The sequence below is a fragment of the Sphingomonas sp. LT1P40 genome, from assembly GCF_036663835.1.
Lineage (GTDB): Bacteria > Pseudomonadota > Alphaproteobacteria > Sphingomonadales > Sphingomonadaceae > Sphingomonas.
In genome coordinates, this window is record NZ_JAXOJT010000002.1 from 138,552 (window position 1) to 157,619 (window position 19,068).

The window sequence follows — 19,068 nt, forward strand, 5'->3', positions numbered from 1 at the left end:
CTCATGCCTCCTTCCAGCGAACGAAGTGGCGTTCGACGAGTTTGACCGAGCGATCGAGTGCGAAGCCGACAAGACCGCTGACGAAGACACCGGCCAGCACGACGTCGATGCGGAACATCTGGCGGCCCATCTCCATCATCTGTCCGATGCCGCTGTCCGCCGCGAGCAGTTCGCAGGCGACGAGGACGAGCCAGCCACGCGTGAGGCCGAGGCGAAGGCCGGTAAGTATCGGCGGGATCGCGGCGGGCAGCAGGATGCGTGTGACGAAGGGGAGCGGTGGGGTGCGGTAAAGCCGGGCGACCTCGAAATATGCGCGCGGGATCGACTTGACCCCGTCGAACGTGGCGAGCGCGACCGGGAAGAACACTGCGACGGCGACCACGACGATCTTGAAGCGCTCCTCGATCCCCAGCAGCAGCACCAGCATCGGGATGAAGGCGAGTACCGGCACCTGTCGCACCGCTTGAAACAACGGCGCGAACAAGGTCTCGACCAGTTTCGACAGGGCGATCGATGTGCCGAAGGCGAGGCCGATCGCCGCGCCCGCAAGGAACCCGAAGACGAGGCGGAACAGGCTGGTGCCGAGATGCCCGCCCAGCTCGCCGATGCGCCATAGTTGCGTGAGCGTCGCGGCCACTTCGCTGGGCGCGACCAGCACTTGCGGCGGGAACAGGCCGCTGGCCGAGGCGATTTGCCAGACGAGAAGCAGCGCGAGCAGCGGCGCGGTCCCCGCAGCGATGGCGGTGAGGCGCTTCATGGCAGAACCTCCTGCGCGGTCAGCGGACGCGCAATGCGATGGCGGGCGAAGGCGAACGCGGCACCGGCGAACAGGATCGGCAGCCACAGCAGGAACACCGATTGGAGCGGCACGAATTTGGTCAGCAATCCGCCGCCGAGCGCCCCGACCGACGACCCGGTCATCGACGCGAGATTGTAGAGACCCGCCGCCTTGCTCTTCACGCCGGGCAAGGCGGCGAGCATGCGCACGTTGATGAGGTGGACGATCGCCGCGCTGGCGCTAAGCAGCACGGCTCCGGCGGCGAGCGCGGCAAAACCCTGCGCCAGCCCGAGCGACAAGAGCGCGCTGGTGGCAAGGGTCAGTGCCAGCGTATAGGCCGTGGCACGCCCCAGCCGCGCGACGATCGTGCCGCTGAGGAACAGCAAAGCGACCGCAGCAACGCCCTGGATCAGCAGCAACGTGATCCCGTCTTGTGTCGTGAGCAGCGGGATCGTCGGTGCGAGCAGCAGGATAAACGTGCCGAACAGCGCACCGGTCGCCGCACTCAGAAATTCGATGAAACAGCTTTCAGCGATGGCAGGATTGGCCAGCAGAGTGCCGATTTCGGTGAGAAAGGAGGCTCCGCCCTCCGCGCTCTCGGGCTGACGCGCAGGCAGAAACGACAGGCTGAACACCGCCATGATCCCGAACAATGCCGCGACGATCAGAAAAGCCGTGGTGATCCCCGCCCCGGCAATCAGCAGCCCCGCCGATGCCGGCCCCAGGATCGCCATGCCCGCCGTCAGCGCACCGCGATACCAGCCGCCGCGCGTCTCGCCGCGCCCGCGCAGCCGCTCAAGGAACGAGCTGTTCATCGCCACCATGCGGAACGGGATGCACAGGCCGATCAGCCAGCGCCCCGCAGCCAGCGCGGCCCAGCCCGCCGCGAACGGCATTGCGATATTGACCAGCATCGGCCCAAGGCTCGACGCGAAATAGATGCCGCGCGCGCCATAGCGGGCGATGATGAAACCGGCCGGCACCGTCACCAGGATCATGCCGATCGATTCCATCGACGCGATCACCCCGACCTGAAACGCAGTCGCGCCCAGATCGATGGCGAAGATCGTCGTCACGACCTTGCCCAGCCCCACCGTCAGCCCGCTGACCAACGCGAGCAGCAGGAAGTTCGCCATGAAGCGGTTATCGGTCACCGCGCGGCGCTTTCGACCGGTGCGGCCTGCCACTGGTCCTGAAGCTTCAGCCGTTCGAGGGCCTTGGTGGCGAAGCGGCGGTCGAGCAGTTTGTCGACATCGACCTGTTTGCGGACCAGCCCCTGATCGAATGTGTAGGCGGCGGCATCGCGATAATGGCCGACCATGAAGTCGTCATAGAGCGGCGAGTAGCGGTCCTTCCACGCGACGCGCGGTTCGTTCAATTCGGCCTCGACCACGCTGCGCGGGGATTCGGCACGCGAGGTAATCTCGATCACCGCCTCGCGGTTCGCGGGGTCTGACGACCAAGCCTGGGCGCGGACATAGGCGTCGGCGACCAGCTGGGTCAGTTCGGGATGGCCATCGACGAAGTCGCCGCGCCCGAACAACTCGGCGCGCATCTTCCACGATTGCGGTGCCTGTTTGGTCGACCAGATGATACGCCCGACCTTCTTCTCGACCAACAGATGCGCGTCGGACAGCAGGAACACCGCATCGACATCGCCCGAGGCCAGCGCCGCGTGACTTGCGGGCGGGTTGATGTTGAGGATGCGGAAATCGCTGAGCTTCAGCCCGTTCGCCTCGGCCAGCTTGGCGAAGGGCAATTCCCACGGACGCCCGCGGTGCAGCGCGATACGCCTGCCCTTCAGATCGGCGATGCTGTTCGCGGCGATGCCGTTGCGCACGACCAGATACGCATTCTGCCCGCGCCCGACCGGCACGACCAGCCGCAGATCGACGCCGCCAGCAACCGCAATGATCGCCGGGAAATCGCCATAGCTGGCGAAATCGATCCGCTTCGCCGCGAATCCTTCGTTGATGACCGGGCCGCCGACGGCGGTCGAGACCGGGAACCAGTTTAGCTTGACGCCCTTCTTCGCGAGTTCGGCCTCCAGCCAGCCCTGTTGCTGGATGATCGCGGTCTGGCCCTGGTAACGCTGCTTGCCCTCATGCGGATAGGCGATGCTGGCGATGGTCAGCGTCTTGGTGCTTTCGCCCGCCGCGGCGTCGCCCGCCCCGCCGCGAAACTGATAGACCAGCAGCGCGCCGAGAATGAGAACCGCGCCGATGGCGATCAGGATCGTCTTGCGGCTCATGCGGCGTCCAGCGCTTCGAGGAAATCGAGCGCCTCAAACGGGCGGCGATCGACCCAGGCGGCGACATCGACCGGCGCGGGCAGGAAACCGCGATCGAACAGGAAGTTGCTGAAATCGACCAGCGCCGCGACCGATGCGGGGTCAAGGTCGGTCTTCAGCCGCCGGTGCAGCGTATCGCCGCCATAGGCCGCGCGGACGAATTGTTCGGGCGATCTGGTTTCGCGGGCCATATAGGCGAGCGTTTCTTCGGGATGTTCTTCGGCCCATGCCCCGGCCGCAACGACATGGCCGAGCAGGCGGCGCGCTACCGTTGGATGCTTCTCCAGCGTCGCGGCATCGACGGTGAGCGGGCGCGGTGCGCCGTTGTTGACGCGGATCTTCGGATCGGGATGAAAGCCGGTGTCGATCACGACATGCGCGCCGGCGAGAAGTGCGAATTCGTGGCCCAGCGATCCCTTGACATGGATCGCATCGACTTCGCCGCGTATCAGCGCATGGAACTCAGCGGTGTAGAGCGGACGCCCGCCCCAGTTTCCACGACCGACCGTCTCGAAGCCGTCGGGATCGGTCGCGTCGACATCGACCCACTCGACCTCGTCTTCACCGACATTGCCCAGCGACAGGCCCGCGAGCAGTGCGCGAAGAGCAGTGGCGCGGAAGATGTCGATCTTTGCGTTCGCGCGGCGCGGCAGCGCGATGCGGCGGCCCTTCAGATCCTCGACATTGTGGATGCCCGAGTCCGGCAAGGTCAGGATCAGCTGGCTTTCATCGACCCAGCTGAGCCCGATGACGCGCGTATGCGCCCCCGTCGCCTGCGCCCAGATCGCAGGCACGCTGCCGCCCTGACGAAAGCTGTGCGCGAGATGATGGTCGTAATGGCTGGCGCGCACGTCCGGGTCGGTCGTGTCCTGGATCGAGCGGACGGTGATGCCCAGATTGCCCAGATCGCGGTCGATCACGCCCTGATTGATGGCGATGCCGAGCGGCGTCGGCACCGGGCAGCGGGTATACCAGATTTCGGTTGGAAAGGCGGTCATGCATGCCTCCTGAAGTTCGGGATGAGTGGAATGCGGGTCATCAGAAGCGCGCCACGAGCGCGGCGCCCCAGGTCCGCGGATCGCCCCATTGGATGGTGTCCCCGGTAATGCCGGTCGCGGCGTTCGCCTGGGGCAGCGCGTGGTTGCGATAGGCCTCGTCGAACAGATTGTTGACATAGACGCTGAAGGTGAAGCGATCGTCGGGCGTGGTGTAAGCGACGCGCGCGTTGGCCAGCGTGTAGCCCGGCTGATTTAGCAGGAAGCGGTTCACGCGATCCTGTGGCGTGATGTAGTAGAATTGATGCGACTGATAGCGCGCATCGGCGGCGATCTGGATGGTCCCCGCATCGGCCAGATCGAAGCGGTAGGACGCACCAAGGTTGAGCGTGACATGCGGCGCGCGCACGAACTCCGCGCCGGACAAATTGGCGCCGCCATTCACCACCTGAAGCCTGTCATATTTGGTGTCGAGCAGGCCGAGCGCTGCGTTCAGCTCCAGCCCCTTGAACGGGCGGGCGGTCAACTCGAACTCGGCGCCGTTGACATGCGCTTCGGCGGCATTCTGGAGGTAGGAAGTGGTGGTGCCCGCAACCGCGCCGGGGTTGGGGCCGACAACGTTGATCTGCACATTGTCGTATTGATAGTGGAAGGCCGTGGCGTTGAATGTCACCGCGCCGTCGAACCAGGTCGATTTATAGCCGATCTCGAACGAATCGAGCTCTTCCGGCTCCACCACCTGCAATGCCGCCGGAACCTGAGCCGCGGTGTTGAAGCCGCCCGATTTCACGCCATGCGCATATTTGAAATAGAGCAGATGATCGGGCGCGACCCGCCATGAGGGCGTCACGTCATAGGTAAAATTGTCCCAGGTCCGTTCGAGGTTGCCGGCGAAGGTGCCGAGCCCGCCAAAGCCGCCAGTGTAGCTGTTCCACCACTGCGGATAGCTGCTCCAGGACGGCGGCAGTGGCGCTGTGGCGGCGGACGAGAAGCGGCGAAAATCGAGCGTCTTCGTCTCACGCGTGAAGCGCCCACCGACCGTGAGGTTCAGCGTATCGGTCAGGTCGTAACCGACATTGGCGAAGGCAGCACCGCTCTCCGCGCTGTGGGCATAGCGCGTGAGGCTGAAGGCATCGGGGGCGGTATCGCCAGGACGCGCCGGAACGGTGCCGTTGGGCAGGGTCGCGGAAGCGGCTTCGGAGTCGATCTTTTCGTTGAAATAATAGAGGCCGACGATCCATTTGAGCGGGCCGCCACCGTTTGAGGCGAGCCGCAGTTCTTGGCTCCATTGCTTGCTCACCGCATCGGTGTGGCTGCGCGCGATCTCGAGCGGCGTATAATCGCTGTCGCCGAAGGAGGTGGATGCGTAGCGTTCATAGCCGGTGATCGACGTCAGCGAGACGCCACCGAAATCCCAGTCGAGCTTCAGCGAGCCGCCAAACTGTTCGGCGTCGCTATTCTCCGGCGCATTGGTATTGACCGCGTCGCGGTCGGTCGGCGGGGCATAGCCGTTGCGATAGACGCCGTCGGCACTATAGCTGCCGATCGTCCAGTATCCGCCAAACGTCTTGTACTTGCGGTAATGGACGCCCAGCAGCGCCTCGAAATTGCCACCGGCACGCGCGAGCAGCTGGCCGCGGATGACGCTGTCCTCGATCGCATTGTCTTTTTCGCCGGTGAACAGGTTGGTGTAGCGGCCGTCGCGGTTCTCGATATGGCCGGAAATGCGGGCGGCGAGCGCGTCCGGCGCGATGACGAAGCCGACGCCAGCCTGGACGATCTTGTCGTCATAGCTGCCATAATCGAGCTTGACGTAATTCTCGGCGCCCTCGGTCGAGAAACTCGGTTTCTTGGTGACGACGGCGATCGCGCCGCCGGTGGTGTTCTTGCCCCACAGCGTGCCCTGCGGACCGCGCAGCACCTCGACCCGTTCCAGATCGAACAGCGGCAGGCCGGTGGCGCTGGCGTTGCTGATATAGACTTCATCGAGATAGAAGCCGACCGGGTTAGCAAGGTCGATCTGCTGCTGCCCGGCGCCGACGCCGCGAATCCACCAGCGCGGGCGGCCATGCTGCTGCGTCCCCGCCGATGCGTTGGGGACGAGGCTGAGCACTTCGCTGGCCGAGCGGCCGACGCCCTGAAGCGTGAAGACATCGGCCCCCAGCGCGGTGATCGCGGTGGGCACGTCCTGAATATCCTGCTCGCGCTTGCCTGCCGTGACGACGATTTCCAGCGGTTCGGCATCGGCGGGGTCAGCGGGATCGGCGCCTTCGACGACCGCCTCGCCGTCGCGGGCATAGGCGGCAGGGGTCAGGCCGACGTTGAGCGCGGCCAGTGAAATTGCGGCGGCAAGCGCCTTCTTGCGTGTCGTGTAGATCGTCATGGTAACTCGGTGTCCCCCGGGATCGCGCGCGGGCGTCGATCCGTGCAGTGCGATTGTCGTGAAGTGGTCAGGCGGCCTGACGCGTGCGTGCCTCGACCGCAGCAAGCGGCGCGGGATCGATCCACGCCGCGGCGTCGAAATCGGCCGCCAGGAAGCCATGCTCGAACAGGAAATCCTTGTACCGCGACAGCGCGTCGATCGCGTCGGGCGCAAGGAAGGTGCCCAGGCTCGCAGGCGCGTTCGGGCCATAGGCTTCGCGTACCCAGTCCGGCGTCGATCCGGTCTCCCGCGCGATATAGGCGATGGTCTCGTCGGGATGCGCGCGCGCCCACTCGCCCGCCGCAACGACGCGCGACAGGAAGCGCTCGACCAGATCGGGCCGGCTTTCGATCAGCGCGGCATCGACGGTCAGCGTGCGTGGCGTGCCATTGTTCGCGCGCACCCACGGATCGGGGTGGTTGCCGAGCGACGCGACGATGTGCGCCCCCGCCAGTCGCGCGGTTTCCAGCCCCAGCGCACCCTTGACGTAGATTGCATCGACCTCGCCGCGCACCAGCGCCAGCACTTCGGCGCGATAGCCGTGGCGCGTGCGACCGCGATTGCCCTCGCCAGTCGCAATCCCCTCGATCCCGCTACGCGCCGGATCGGTGCTGACCGTGTCGATCCGCTCGACATCGCCAAGCGAAAGCCCCTCCAGTTCGAGCGCACTGGCAAAGCCCTTGAGCGCGGTGGCGCGGTTGAAGTCGATCGAGATCGGGTTGACCGGAAGGCCGATGCGGCGACCGCTCAGGTCGCGCGCGGACCGGATGCCCGATCCGGGAAGCGCCAGAATCGCCTGAAACTCGTCGGTCCAGGACAGACCGATCACGCGCGTGTCACGACCGTTCGCGCGAGCCCAGATCGCCGGAATGTTGCCGCCCTGCCGAAACGAGCTGGGCAGATTATGGTCGAAATGGGATTCGCGGGTATTGGTATCGGCGCTTTCCTGAATCGATTTCAGGCCGATCCCGTCTCGCCCGAACTCATCGGCGAACCAGCCTAGCTGGACGGCGATGCCGAGCCCGGTCGGAACCGGGCAGCGCGTGTACCAAAGGTCGTTGATCGTATCGGTCATTGCGGAATTTCCTTGTCAGCAAGGCAAGCAACCGCCGGGTCCGGCACGCATCAGGCGCAGCCGTCCGTCGCGCTGAAAACAGCGCACAGGGGATGGACCACGGGCGTCAGCCCGCAGCGGTCACTTGCAGAATTTGGGTGGCGTCAGCGCTCGGCTGAACTGAGTATTCCCAATGCGGGAGGCGGGGTTGCGGCGGAGATACACTTGCTCATCGTCGTTCCTTTTATACTCGGAAACACGAGGCAGCCGGGCTCCATCGGCAACACCGTGCGCTTTAGCAATTGGTGACGCGGCGCAATCTGCATTCCGTCAAAAACCGCGGGTCGGATCGGCTATTCACCGCACGGCCTGACCAGTGCCGATAAGCAATACATACTCGTTTGATAGGAATTGAGTCGATAGCTTTATTTGGTGGGCGGAAACTCTGGCTACGCAACCAAGGGCTGCCGGGATCGGACTAGAATGTCGCGGTGATATTGAGCGAGAAATAGCGCGCCCACCCTCCGGCCGGTGCATTCGGCGCTTCGCGTAAAAATCGTCCCTTGGCCAAGAACACAGCGTTCGCTTCAAGGCGCAGCTTCTCCGGCACCATCCACCAGCGAAACCGGGTGTCGATCTGTTGCCCCGCGAAACGCCCCGCGCGGCCGGTCGCATCGCGCACGCCGGTCGTGGCGAAACTGTCTGTCTGCTCCGCCAACCACATCGCATGATAGGTCGCTGTGACGTCGATCCGCTTCGACGGCGCCATCTCAATGCGCGGCCCGATCGAAACCAGGTTCGCGCGTCCGATCGCATTATAGAGTCCCGCCGGGGCCAAATCCGCGCGACGCATCCCGAACAGCGTATCGAAGCGGCCATAGCGCCCCCCGGCGCGATCCCCGCTCGCGCGATCATATTCCAACGACAGTCTCGTTTTCCACGGATCGGTCAGCGTGTAGCCGACATCGGCATGAACGAAACTGGCATCGACCGGAATCCGCGCTGCGTTTGCCGCCGTCGATGCGCTGATCCGGCCGGATTGATGAAATGCTTCGATCTCGAAGTCGATCGCCCCGGCCTTGGGATCACGCATGATTCGACCGCCATAGGTATTGATCGAACGGTCACGAACCGGACGGCCAGGCGTGTCCCGCTCCCCTAGATGATAAAAGTTCCCCTCGATCGTCACGGCCCCGATCGCCTTTGCCTTGGCAAGGGTGCCGCCCCACAGCACCTGGTCGAACCCTTCACGGTCCCATTCGGCCCGGGCATTGCGCAGCGACGCTGCATCATCGGGTCGGCGCTGTTGTGGCAGGACATAGACCAAAGTGCCCGACACGCCATTTGGCGCAGCAAAGTCAGCCCTGATCCCCGTATATCCGTTGGTAGTATTGCGGTAATCGTCGGCAGCCACCAATCGGCGCGACCCGATGTTGAGCGTGAAGCGGCCCCCTTGCAGCGTCAGCCGGGTCTTTCCCAATTGGGCTCGGTAAGCCGCATAGACCTGCACCAGTTCAAGGGCATTGACCTCGCCCGTCGAAACCGGCGTGCCGGGGTCCGCGCCCCATATACGGCTATCCCACAGTTCTGCCGCCAGCGTGAGCGGCCCCTCGCGGTAGCTCGCCGACAGCGTCGTGCGCAGGTTTATCAGGGCGTCGTCGCGGTCGAACCCCGCGCGCGGTTGGTTTTCGATCGACTCATGGCGAAGGCGGATCGATCCCGAAAGGTCTAAGCCCTCACTCTGTTGGGCGGTGGCAGGGACGGCAAAACTGGCGACCAGGCAAAACGACAACGCAAAACGCAGCATGAAGCATCCTCGAATGACGATTGATGCGATGCTTCGGCTGACGCCTCATGAGAGGAATCGCCGCCCCCATGGTCCTTTTCAGCCCTTTCAGGGCGCTCTTGTCAATTCCATGCAGCCATTAAGGATGCAAGCTGGAGCGTATCAGCCCTGTGTTGGCCAAGCTCCAGCCAAAGGGGAGCGCAGACTGGAGACGACTATCCATTTCATTGTGGAAAATGGTGCCCGGAGACGGATTCGAACCGCCGACACTGCGATTTTCAGTCGCATGCTCTACCAACTGAGCTATCCGGGCCCAACCGGACGAAGCCGGAGGATAGGATCGCGGCTTGCGCCGGAAGCGGGGCTATTAGTCGCGGTCCGGGTCGCTGTCCAGCCTGCTTTGCGCGCCCTCGGCATCATCGGGGTCGATCGCGGCACCCGGCAGGCGATAGCCCTCGCCCAGCCATTGCAGCAGGTCGCGGTCCTTGCAGCCGCGGCTGCAAAATGGCTTGAACGCCGGGTCGGGGGCCGTGCCACAGATCGGGCAGCCGTTGCGCTTCATGTCTGCTCCGTAAAGGTTGTGCGCCCACCGGTGCGACGGTGGAGTTCGGCGAGCCAGGTCTGCTCGCGCTCCAGCCGCCGCAACAGCGCCGCCGGCAGCATATGGGTATCCGGCGCGGGCGGGGGAACCCGCTCCAGCCTGCGCAGCTCCGCCCTCAGCGCTGCGCCCGCCGGATCGGCGGCGATCAACTCGGGCAGCGACATGCGCGTGCGGCGGCGCACCACCTGCATAAAACCGAAGCCGTTCATCGCGGTGCGCTCAAACGGTTGCGGCAGCGCGGCGTCGATCGCCTCGGCCACGGCATTGCGTTCGTTCTTGTTGGCGAGCGTCGGAAAGTCGATGCCGACCGATCCGGTGATATCCAGCCGCTCCATCGCCGCCGCCACAGCGTGCGCCGCATCGATCGACAGCGGCCCCAGCGGTGCCGAGCCATCGACGTCAAACAAATTCATCGCGGGCGTGAGCGACAGCCGCAGCGCCCCGCTGCCGAATGCGATCTCGCCGGTCCATGCCTCCTCCAGCACTTCGGACCAGCCCACTTCCTCCAGCGCATCCGGCTCATGCGCCCGCAACTGCCGCACCGGCAGGTCGGTGGCGGTAATCTGTGCCAACAGGTCGGGGCCGGGCGCAGGGCTGATGTCCAATGCAGGCACCGCTTTTGGCATCTTGGGTCGCCCGCGCTCCGGGATCGGCTCGCGCACGATGCGCACGGTGAACGACGCGCCCTGAGTCACCCCCGGCGGCAACGGGTCGCACAGTGCCTCGATGCCGCCTTCCAGCGCGATCTTGCCTGTCGATTTGTCGATCAGTTTCGCCCGCGCGATTGTCCCCGCGCGCAGCCCCGGCAGCTCGATCCGCGCCTTGCGGATCGTGCCCCGCGCGACCAGAGCCGCACGGTTTTCGCCGATCCCGGCCTCGTACAGCCACTCAGCCAAGGGGGTAGCCTGCGCTCTCCAGCAACGCGCGCGTGTCGAACAGCGGCAAGCCGATTACGCCTGAATGCGTCCCCGACAGGAACCGCACGAACGCCTCGGCCCGGCCCTGAATGGCATAGCCGCCGGCCTTGCCCAGCCCCTCGCCGCACGCGATGTAACGGTCGATCTCGGCGTCGCTCAGCCGCTTGAACGCCACCACCGTATCGGCGATCCGCACCCGCACCCGCCCGTCCAGCCCGATCAGGCACACCGCCGACAGGCAATGATGCCGCCGCCCGGAGAGCTTTGTCAGCAGTTCACGCTGCACGGCTTCGGTTTCGGCGGGGGGCAGGATGCGGCGGCCGAGGGCAATGGTGGTGTCACCCGCCAGCACGATCTCGTCTTCGGCGCGCTCCACGGCGCGCGCCTTCGCCTCCGCCAGTCGCGTCGCATAGACGCGCGGCAGTTCGGCTTTCAGCGGGTTTTCGTCGATATCGGGCGCGGCGATACGATCGGGCACGACGCCGATCCGCGCGAGCAGGTCGAGACGGCGGGGCGAGGTCGAGGCAAGCACCAGCCGCATGTGCCTATCCATTTTCATAGTGCCCGCCTGCGCGAGCACGCCGCGCTGACGCGCTGAGCCTTACTTGAAGCGATAAGTGATGCGGCCCTTGGTCAGGTCATAGGGCGTCATTTCGACGAGCACTTCGTCGCCGACCAGCACGCGGATGCGGTTCTTGCGCATTTTGCCCGCAGTGTGGCCCAGAACCTCGTGGTCATTCTCAAGTTTCACACGGAACATCGCGTTGGGGAGCAACTCCACAACGCGGCCGCGCATTTCAAGCAGTTCTTCCTTGGCCAAACAAACCTCATTGGGACATGCAGTAAAAGACGCGGTGCCTTACTCGCTGTCGGCCCAAAAGAAAAGCATGGTATCCGCTACTTATTCCAGCGCTGATAAGCGTCGGACGATGTCATCGCCGGATCGACCGGCGGCAGGTCTGCCCAGACGAAGCGCCCGCGTGCGGTTGCCGACAGATCGGCCCTCTCCCGATATTGAAACCACACGCCCATCGCGCGCCGGTCGCGCTCGGCCACGCCACAGGATCGCGTCAGCGTCACCAGCACTACGCGCCCGTCCGGCCCCACCAGCGCGCGCAACCGGATCAGGTTGCCCGGTGCCGGTTTCTCCGCGCCACTGGTGCCCAGCGCCCAGCCATACTCCCAGTCGATGGCTCGCCCGATCTTCTCCGCGTCCCCCGCCGCCAGCGCTACCACCGGCACGCGCCCCAGCCGCTTGACCAGCGCATCGCGCTCGCCGTTCCGGTCGGTCTCGCCGCCGAGTGTCGCCCCGAACAATAAATTGATCGCCAGCGCGCGTTCCGCCGGGGTCCGCGCCGCCGCCGCCGCCAGCCGCGCCACCACCAGCAACCCGCGCCGATGCACCGCGCCATTCTCACCGTCGATCGTCGCCATATAGCGATAGGGCACGGCGGCGCGGGCATAGTCGCGCGGCAGATGCACGCCATCGGTCCACATCGCCGCTGTCTGCGCGCGCGTCTCGGGACTGTTCATCACCAGCGCGTCGCTCAGCAGGTTGGCCGCTCGCGCCGGGTCGTAGAAGGGCGTGTCGCGGCGCAACCGCATGGCGATTTCCAGCACCAGCGACTGACGCGTGCGTGCACGCTTGTCTTCATTGCGCGCGGCGAGCAGCGCCACCGCCTCCGGCGTCTGCGCCCATGCTTCCCATTCGGCCTTTGGATATTCCTTTAACCGGCGCGGCCCGTCGAACAGCCAGATGATCCGGGCATAGCGCAGTTCGACCGCGCGGTCGGCGCGCACGAACCGACCCTCGCGCACCAGTTTCCACGCGCGCTCCAGCATCTCGATATCGACATCGCCTCGCTCCGGCGCGCCAACCGACCGCGCGATCCACGCCGCCGCCTGTTGCGCCACGCCCGGGCAGGTCGGCGGATCCTTCAGCATCGCGCGCAGATTGCGCTCGATCTCGTGCCGGTAATTGATGCCGCGCGTCGGCCCGGTCTCATAGTCGAGCTCGCACCCCTTTGCGATGATGCCAAGTTCGGCCGCAGCGGCGCGGTCGCGCGCCCAATCCTGCTGGGGTGCGACCGCCAGCGCGGCGGCAATCAGATAGGTCAGCATCGGCGTTTCTCCCGCTTCACCGGGTGCGCCGTCGATGCTGGCGCGTGGATGAACGCGCTTCGGACAGTTTCGGTCGCCCTCTCCATATGTATCCTTGCTTGATGCGGAGCCGGATCGCCCCCAAATGCAGATCATGCTCATTGAAACCGAATCCACGCCGAACCCGGCCACGCTCAAATTCCTGCCCGGTCGCCCGGTAATGGACAGCGGTACGCGCGACTTCGCCACGCCCGAGGAAGCCGAAGCGTCGCCGCTGGCAGACGCGTTGTTCGGACTCGGCGATGTGACCGGCGTGTTCTTCGGCCGCGACTTTATCTCGGTCACCGCCGGTCCCGGCGTCGAATGGTCACAGCTGAAGCCCGATGTGCTCGGCATATTGCTCGATCATTTCAGCGCGAACATGCCGCTGTTTCGGCAAGGGTCCGCCGGCTTCTCCGTCCCCGCCCCGGACAGCTTCACTGACGATCCGGCGGACGAGGACATTATCGTGCAGATCAAGGAACTGATCGAGACGCGCGTCCGCCCGGCCGTCGCCAATGACGGCGGCGACATCGTCTATCGCGGGTTCGACAAGGGGAAGGTCTATCTCCAGATGCAGGGTGCCTGCGCCGGTTGCCCCTCGTCCAGCGCGACGCTGAAGACCGGAATAGAACAATTGCTCAAACATTATGTCCCCGAAGTCACCGAAGTGCGCGCCGTCTGATGGGCACGCCACTCAACGACCTCGCGCTGGACACCATTTTCCGCACCGCGCGCAGCTATAATGGCTATACCGACGCGCCGGTGACCGAAGCGGACATCCGCGCCATCTATGACCTGTTCAAGATGGGGCCGACCGCGACCAACCAGCATCCGGGGCGCTTCGTGTGGTGCGTCAGCCCGGAGTCGAAGGAAAAGCTGGCGGCGCTGTCGTCCGGCAACAATGCGCCGAAGATTATCGCCGCGCCCGTCACCGTCATCATCGGCATGGACAGCGAATTTCACGAGCATTTGCCGCAGTTGTTCCCGCACGTCGATGCACGCCCGTGGTTCGCCGATCCTGCGGGCCGCGAAGTCTCGGCGTTCCGCAATTCATCGCTGCAGGGTGCCTATTTCATCATCGCCGCGCGCGCGCTCGGGTTCGATACCGGGCCTATGTCGGGGTTCGATAACGCGAAGGTCGATGCGGCGTTCTTTGCCGACACGCCGAACGTGAAGTCGAACTTCATCGCAACCTTGGGCGTCGGCGATCCCTCGACGATCTTCGGACGGCTCCCGCGGCCCGAATTCGGGCAGTTCAACACGATTGCCTGAACCTGCGCCTCTCACGCTCGTCATCGAAACTTCGACCACCACTTGCTCGGTCGCGCTGATCCGGGAGGGCGCGGTCGTCGCGGAGCGCTATGAACTGATCGGGCGCGGCCATGCCGAACGGTTGATCCCGATGATCGCCGAATTGCCCGACGGCGGTCGCGCCGACCGCATCCTCGTCGATTGCGGCCCCGGCAGCTTTACCGGCATCCGGGTCGGCATCGCCGCCGCGCGCGGGCTGGCGATCGGCTGGGGCGTGCCGGTCACCGGCTTCTCGTCACTTGCACTGACCGCCGCCGCCGCGCTCGCCGCCGATCCGGCGCTCGACGATCTTGCCGTCGTGCTCGAAGGGGGACATGGTGAGGTATTCATGCAGACATTCGGGCGTCCGCTTGCCGCAAACGGCCCCTTCGCCTCGTTGAAGCCCGAGGCGGCACTGGCGATGCTCGGCGACCGCGTCGCCACCGGCAACGGCGTGCATCACCTCGCCGCGCTCGACCCCGCGCTCGACCTGCGCGAAACCCTGCCGCGCGCTGCCGACGCCTGCCTGCTCCCAACAGACTTCACCGCACTGCCGCCGCGCCCGATCTATGGTCGTGCGCCGGATGCCAAGCCGATCGCGTCATGAGCACCGCGCCGGTCCTGATCGAAATCGTCCATGGCGGCCCCGCCGACCTGGCCACCGTCAACGCCATCATGGCCGACGCCTTCGATCCGCGTTACGGCGAAGCGTGGACCAACAGCCAGTGCCTGGGCATGATCGCGCTGCCCGGCGTGTGGTTCAGCATCGCGTGGAGTGGCGCGAGACCCGCCGGTTTCGCACTTGCCCGCACGGTCCTCGACGAAAGCGAGTTGCTGTTGCTGGCGATCCGTCCGTCGATGCGTCGATGCGGGATCGGGACCGCGCTACTTCGTTCGGTGATGGCCGACTCGCGCGAACGCGGCGCGACGAAGATGCATCTTGAAGTTCGCGCGAACAACGATGCGATCCGGCTTTACCGTGCCGAAGGGTTCGACAAGATCGGTGAACGCCGCGATTACTATAGAGGAACCGACGGCAAACTGTTCGATGCCCACAGCTTTTCTCGAAAGATCGCCTGACGCTTGCGGAATTTACTCACGCTGGACTTGCAATCGATCCATTCCCGATCAATAGCGCGCGCTTGCGGCGTGTAATGTTGCGGCCGCAGCACCCGCTTGAAAGGATTATCATGGACGCCCAGAACGACCTGCACGAAACGCTGGTCACGCTGACCGCCGACATCGTCGCCGCGCATGTCAGCAACAACAGCGTCGCTGTATCCGACCTGCCCGTTTTGATCTCGAATGTTCACGGCGCGCTCGCCGCGCTTGGTGAAAAGGCACCTGAGCCCGAAGCCAAGAAGCAGGAACCGGCAGTTTCGGTGCGTTCGTCGATCAAACCCGACTTCATCGTCTGTCTTGAGGATGGCAAGAAGCTGAAGATGCTGAAGCGCCATTTGATGACGCATTATCAGATGACCCCGGACCAGTATCGCGCAAAGTGGAATCTTCCCGCCGACTATCCGATGGTCGCCCCCAATTATGCCGAACAGCGCCGCACGCTGGCGAAAAAGATCGGCCTGGGCACCAAGCGCCGCAAAACCGCGCGCTAAGCATTTTTGATCTGGTAGTCGGTGCCAGCCCGCTCCCCCACCCGGCCACCCATTCAGAATACCCTGTGGGTGGCCGGGTGGGGGAGCGGGCTGGCACCGACTACCCAACACCAAAACGCTTTCTTGGTCCCCTTCCCCCCCGCCACCGATGTCGCTACATCGGCTGCATGAGCAGGAAGATCGACCTCGAAGCACTCTGCCACGAAAAAGGGCTGCGGATCACCGAACAGCGCAAGGTGATCGCGCGCGTCCTGTCCGACGCGGACGATCATCCCGATGTGGAAAAGGTCTATGCGCGCGCCTCGGCGATCGATCCCGGCATCTCGATCGCCACGGTTTATCGCACCGTGCGCCTGTTCGAGGAAGCGGGCATCCTCGACCGCCACGATTTCGGCGACGGGCGCGCCCGCTATGAGCCGGCACCGGAGGCACATCACGATCACCTGATCGATGTCGAGACCGGCAAGGTCATCGAGTTCGTCGATCCCGAGCTCGAGCAATTGCAAAAGCAGATTTCGGAACGGCTCGGCTATCGCCTCGTCGATCACCGCATGGAACTCTATGGCGTCGCGCTCGATCGCAAAATCTGACCGTGACGACCGGCGTCGATAACCGGCGCGCCGACGCCGCGAAGGGCGTCGCCACCCGCCTCGATTTCGACGAATCCTTTCGCCTCTGGCGGCGCGTCGGCCTGTTGCTGCTCCTGCTGCTCAGCCACGTCCCCATGCATTATCTGTGGCGGCTGTTTCGCCTGCCCTCGCCTTGGCCGCGCTGGTTTCTCGGGCGCGTCGGACGCATCGCTGGCGCGCGGGTCCAGGTCATCGGCACGCCGCTGCGCCGCGACGTCTTTTACATTTCCAACCACATCTCGTGGATCGACATATTATCGCTGGGCGGGGCAAGCGGCACTGCATTCATCGCCAAGTCGGAAATCGGTGAGGCACCCATCGTCGGCTGGCTCGCGGGCCTGAACCGGACGGTTTACGTGAAGCGCGAGAACCGCATGGGCGTGGCCGAACAGATCAACGAACTGCGCGACGCGCTGGCCGAAAACTGGGCGATCACCGTATTCCCCGAAGGCACCACGACCGATGGCAAATCGCTGCTGCCGTTCAAGACGCCGATGCTGCGCGTGCTCGAACCACCGCCGCCCGGCGTGATGGTTCAGCCGGTGATGCTCGATTACGGCGCGGTCGGCGAAGAAATCGGCTGGGTCGGCGACGAAAGCGGTCTCAACAACGCCCGCCGCGTGCTCGCGCGGAAGGGCAACTTCCCGCTGCGCATCACCTTTCTCGACCCGTTCGACCCGCGCGACTTTCCCGGCCGCAAGGCGATCGGTGCCGAAAGCCGTCGCCGGATCGAGGATGCGCTGGTCAGCGCGCTGGGCGGGCCGCTGCGCCCGTTCGCCTACACCGTCGCACCGGTGAATTACGCCGCGCCACCGGCCGAGGGCTGAACCCGCCCGATCGCCAGCACCACCGGCACGCCGCCGCGCAACTCGACCCGCGCCTCGACCCCGTAAACCTCCGCCAGTCGCGCGGGCGTCAGCACCGCTTCCGGCGACCCATCCGCCACCAGCCGCCCGTGATGCAGCATCAACAGCCGCGAGCAGTATCGCGCCGCCATTGTCAGATCGTGCATCACCGCGATCACCAGCGCGCCGCCGCGCGCTTCCGTCGCCAGCAACTCCATCACTTCGATCTGGTGCAGCGGGTCCAGCGCCGCCAGCGGCTCGTCGGCGATCAGCACCGGTGCCTCCACCGCCAGCGCCCGCGCCAACAGCGCACGAGCCTTTTCACCCCCGGATAATTCCGTCGCCACCCGGTCGCGCAGATGCAGCACGTCGGCCCGCGCCATCGCCCGCTCGATCGCGTCAGCGTCCGCCCCCGATATCCGCGATAACGGCCTCAGATGCGGTAATCGCCCGAGGCCGACCAGTCGCTCGACCGTCAACGGCCAGTGCAATATCTGCCCCTGCGGCAGATACGCCATCGTCCGTGCCCGCGCCGCGCGCGTAATCCCGGCGGCGTCCGCCCCGTCGATCGTGACAATGCCCTGATACGGCACCAGCCCGGTAAGCGCCCGCACCAGCGTCGATTTGCCCGCCCCGTTCGGCCCGATCACCCCGATCAGCCCGCTTGGCGCCAGCGACACGTCGATGCCGTCCAACACAGGACGCCCGCCCAGCGCCACGCCCAGACCCTGTGCCGCCAGCATCACCACAGCCGCCGCTCCCGCATCAGATGCGCCAGGAACACCGGCACGCCCAGAAACGCGGTAACTACGCCCAGCTTCAACTCGCTGCTCGCCGGGATCAGCCGCACGCCCAGATCGGCGAAGGTCAGCAGCGCCGCCCCCGCCAGCGCCGACGGCAACAGGATTGCGGAGGGGCTGCGATCAGTGAAAGGGCGTACCAGATGCGGGACGATAAGGCCGACAAAGCCGATCGACCCGGTCACCGCCACCGCGCCACCCACGCCGATTGCGACGCCCAGCATCATGCGGATGCGCGTGGCGCGCAGATCGACGCCCAAAGCCGTCGCGCCATCCTCGCCCAATGCCAGTGCATCCAGCGCGCGTCCGTCCCACAGCAACAATGCGCCGCCAACCGCGATGCACGGCAATGCCACCGCGACATGCGCGAAGCTGCGATCCTCCAGACTGCCCATCAGCCACGTCATGATCTCGATTGCTGCGAACGGATTGGGCGCAAGGTTGAGCGCCAAGCTGATGCCCGCCCCCGCCATCGTCGCCACGGCAATGCCCGCAAGGATCAACGTCAGCGGACTTTCCGAATTGCCCGCCAGCAGGAACAACAACCCTAGCGCACCCAACCCGGTGAGGATCGCCAGCAACGGCAGCACCGCCGGATGAATCGCGGCCAGCCCGAAATACAGCGCGATCACCGCCCCCAGCGCCGCCGCGTTCGACGCCCCCAGCACCGCCGGTTCGGCCAGCGGATTGCGCAGATAGCCCTGCAACGCCGCCCCCGACACCCCCAGCATTGCCCCGACCGCCAGCCCCAGCAGCGCGCGGGGCAGCCGCAGCTCGAACAGGATCACCCGTGCGATTTGATCGCCGCCGCCCGTCAGCGCAGCGAACAGCCGCCCCAACCCGATCGGCGCGCTCCCGACCAGCAGCGACAATATGCCCGCCACGCCAGCCAGCATCGCCAGTCCG

The 19,068-nt window shown here is 65.4% G+C and carries 21 protein-coding genes and 1 tRNA gene; 7 read left to right on the top strand and 15 right to left on the bottom strand.

What is annotated here, in order from left to right:
* Position 1: 1 nt before the first annotated feature.
* The 13 genes from U1702_RS12030 to U1702_RS12090 form a co-directional block, all read right to left on the bottom strand.
* Positions 2 to 757 carry an ABC transporter permease gene (locus U1702_RS12030; protein WP_332724929.1) on the bottom strand — a complete coding sequence of 252 codons (756 nt, stop codon included), beginning with the start codon at positions 755 to 757 and terminating at the stop codon, positions 2 to 4.
* Positions 754 to 1,932, bottom strand: coding sequence for an MFS transporter (locus tag U1702_RS12035; protein WP_332724930.1), 1,179 nt, complete (start codon positions 1,930 to 1,932; stop codon positions 754 to 756). The genes U1702_RS12030 and U1702_RS12035 overlap by 4 nt, the downstream gene beginning before the upstream one ends.
* A complete protein-coding gene (locus U1702_RS12040; protein ID WP_332724932.1) occupies positions 1,929 to 3,029 on the bottom strand; it encodes an ABC transporter substrate-binding protein in 1,101 nt (366 codons plus the stop codon). Before U1702_RS12040 ends, U1702_RS12035 begins: the two co-directional genes overlap by 4 nt.
* Entirely contained in the window at positions 3,026 to 4,066 is a 1,041-nt protein-coding gene (locus U1702_RS12045) for an aliphatic sulfonate ABC transporter substrate-binding protein (RefSeq protein ID WP_332724934.1), read from the bottom strand. The genes U1702_RS12040 and U1702_RS12045 overlap by 4 nt, the downstream gene beginning before the upstream one ends.
* 40 nt (positions 4,067 to 4,106) lie before the next feature.
* A complete protein-coding gene (locus U1702_RS12050; protein WP_332724936.1) occupies positions 4,107 to 6,446 on the bottom strand; it encodes a TonB-dependent receptor in 2,340 nt (779 codons plus the stop codon).
* Positions 6,447 to 6,513: 67 nt separating this feature from the next.
* Positions 6,514 to 7,560, bottom strand: a complete 1,047-nt coding sequence (locus U1702_RS12055; protein WP_332724938.1) for an ABC transporter substrate-binding protein — start codon at positions 7,558 to 7,560, stop codon at positions 6,514 to 6,516.
* Between the two features lie 457 nt (positions 7,561 to 8,017).
* Positions 8,018 to 9,346, bottom strand: coding sequence for an alginate export family protein (locus tag U1702_RS12060; protein ID WP_332724940.1), 1,329 nt, complete (start codon positions 9,344 to 9,346; stop codon positions 8,018 to 8,020).
* A 216-nt stretch (positions 9,347 to 9,562) separates the two neighbouring features.
* A tRNA-Phe gene (locus U1702_RS12065) sits at positions 9,563 to 9,638 on the bottom strand.
* Positions 9,639 to 9,692: 54 nt separating this feature from the next.
* Positions 9,693 to 9,887 (bottom strand): DNA gyrase inhibitor YacG, encoded by a 195-nt coding sequence (locus U1702_RS12070; protein ID WP_332724942.1) that lies wholly within the window; start codon positions 9,885 to 9,887, stop codon positions 9,693 to 9,695.
* Complete coding sequence (locus U1702_RS12075; protein ID WP_332724944.1) at positions 9,884 to 10,822, bottom strand: ribonuclease; 939 nt, start codon at positions 10,820 to 10,822, stop codon at positions 9,884 to 9,886. Before U1702_RS12075 ends, U1702_RS12070 begins: the two co-directional genes overlap by 4 nt.
* Positions 10,815 to 11,384: a Maf family protein gene (locus tag U1702_RS12080; RefSeq protein ID WP_332724946.1), complete on the bottom strand. Its 570-nt coding sequence runs from the start codon at positions 11,382 to 11,384 to the stop codon at positions 10,815 to 10,817. Before U1702_RS12080 ends, U1702_RS12075 begins: the two co-directional genes overlap by 8 nt.
* A gap of 60 nt (positions 11,385 to 11,444) precedes the next feature.
* The gene (gene infA, locus U1702_RS12085) at positions 11,445 to 11,663 is read right to left on the bottom strand and encodes a translation initiation factor IF-1 (RefSeq protein WP_332724948.1); all 219 of its coding nucleotides are present in this window, start codon (positions 11,661 to 11,663) and stop codon (positions 11,445 to 11,447) included.
* 77 nt (positions 11,664 to 11,740) lie between these two features.
* Positions 11,741 to 12,964, bottom strand: a complete 1,224-nt coding sequence (locus U1702_RS12090; RefSeq protein ID WP_332724950.1) for a hypothetical protein — start codon at positions 12,962 to 12,964, stop codon at positions 11,741 to 11,743.
* A 133-nt stretch (positions 12,965 to 13,097) separates the two neighbouring features.
* Here U1702_RS12090 and U1702_RS12095 point away from each other — a divergent pair, with 133 nt between their 5' ends.
* From U1702_RS12095 to U1702_RS12125, 7 genes are all read left to right on the top strand, one after another.
* Positions 13,098 to 13,667 carry a NifU family protein gene (locus U1702_RS12095; RefSeq protein WP_332724952.1) on the top strand — a complete coding sequence of 190 codons (570 nt, stop codon included), beginning with the start codon at positions 13,098 to 13,100 and terminating at the stop codon, positions 13,665 to 13,667.
* A complete protein-coding gene (locus U1702_RS12100; RefSeq protein WP_332724954.1) occupies positions 13,667 to 14,257 on the top strand; it encodes a malonic semialdehyde reductase in 591 nt (196 codons plus the stop codon). The genes U1702_RS12095 and U1702_RS12100 overlap by 1 nt, the downstream gene beginning before the upstream one ends.
* The gene (gene tsaB, locus U1702_RS12105) at positions 14,250 to 14,882 is read left to right on the top strand and encodes a tRNA (adenosine(37)-N6)-threonylcarbamoyltransferase complex dimerization subunit type 1 TsaB (protein WP_332724956.1); all 633 of its coding nucleotides are present in this window, start codon (positions 14,250 to 14,252) and stop codon (positions 14,880 to 14,882) included. Before U1702_RS12100 ends, tsaB begins: the two co-directional genes overlap by 8 nt.
* Positions 14,879 to 15,355 carry a GNAT family N-acetyltransferase gene (locus U1702_RS12110; RefSeq protein ID WP_332724958.1) on the top strand — a complete coding sequence of 159 codons (477 nt, stop codon included), beginning with the start codon at positions 14,879 to 14,881 and terminating at the stop codon, positions 15,353 to 15,355. Before tsaB ends, U1702_RS12110 begins: the two co-directional genes overlap by 4 nt.
* A gap of 110 nt (positions 15,356 to 15,465) precedes the next feature.
* Positions 15,466 to 15,888: a Ros/MucR family transcriptional regulator gene (locus tag U1702_RS12115; RefSeq protein WP_332724960.1), complete on the top strand. Its 423-nt coding sequence runs from the start codon at positions 15,466 to 15,468 to the stop codon at positions 15,886 to 15,888.
* Between the two features lie 167 nt (positions 15,889 to 16,055).
* Positions 16,056 to 16,478: a Fur family transcriptional regulator gene (locus U1702_RS12120; protein ID WP_332724962.1), complete on the top strand. Its 423-nt coding sequence runs from the start codon at positions 16,056 to 16,058 to the stop codon at positions 16,476 to 16,478.
* A gap of 2 nt (positions 16,479 to 16,480) precedes the next feature.
* Positions 16,481 to 17,344, top strand: a complete 864-nt coding sequence (locus U1702_RS12125; protein ID WP_443026838.1) for a lysophospholipid acyltransferase family protein — start codon at positions 16,481 to 16,483, stop codon at positions 17,342 to 17,344.
* On the opposite strand, the gene U1702_RS12130 is transcribed toward U1702_RS12125, so the two are convergent.
* Positions 17,317 to 18,111, bottom strand: a complete 795-nt coding sequence (locus U1702_RS12130; RefSeq protein ID WP_332724964.1) for an ABC transporter ATP-binding protein — start codon at positions 18,109 to 18,111, stop codon at positions 17,317 to 17,319. The two genes, U1702_RS12125 and U1702_RS12130, sit on opposite strands and share 28 nt — an antisense overlap.
* A complete protein-coding gene (locus U1702_RS12135; RefSeq protein WP_332726376.1) occupies positions 18,105 to 19,058 on the bottom strand; it encodes a FecCD family ABC transporter permease in 954 nt (317 codons plus the stop codon). The genes U1702_RS12130 and U1702_RS12135 overlap by 7 nt, the downstream gene beginning before the upstream one ends.
* Positions 19,059 to 19,068: the final 10 nt, after the last annotated feature.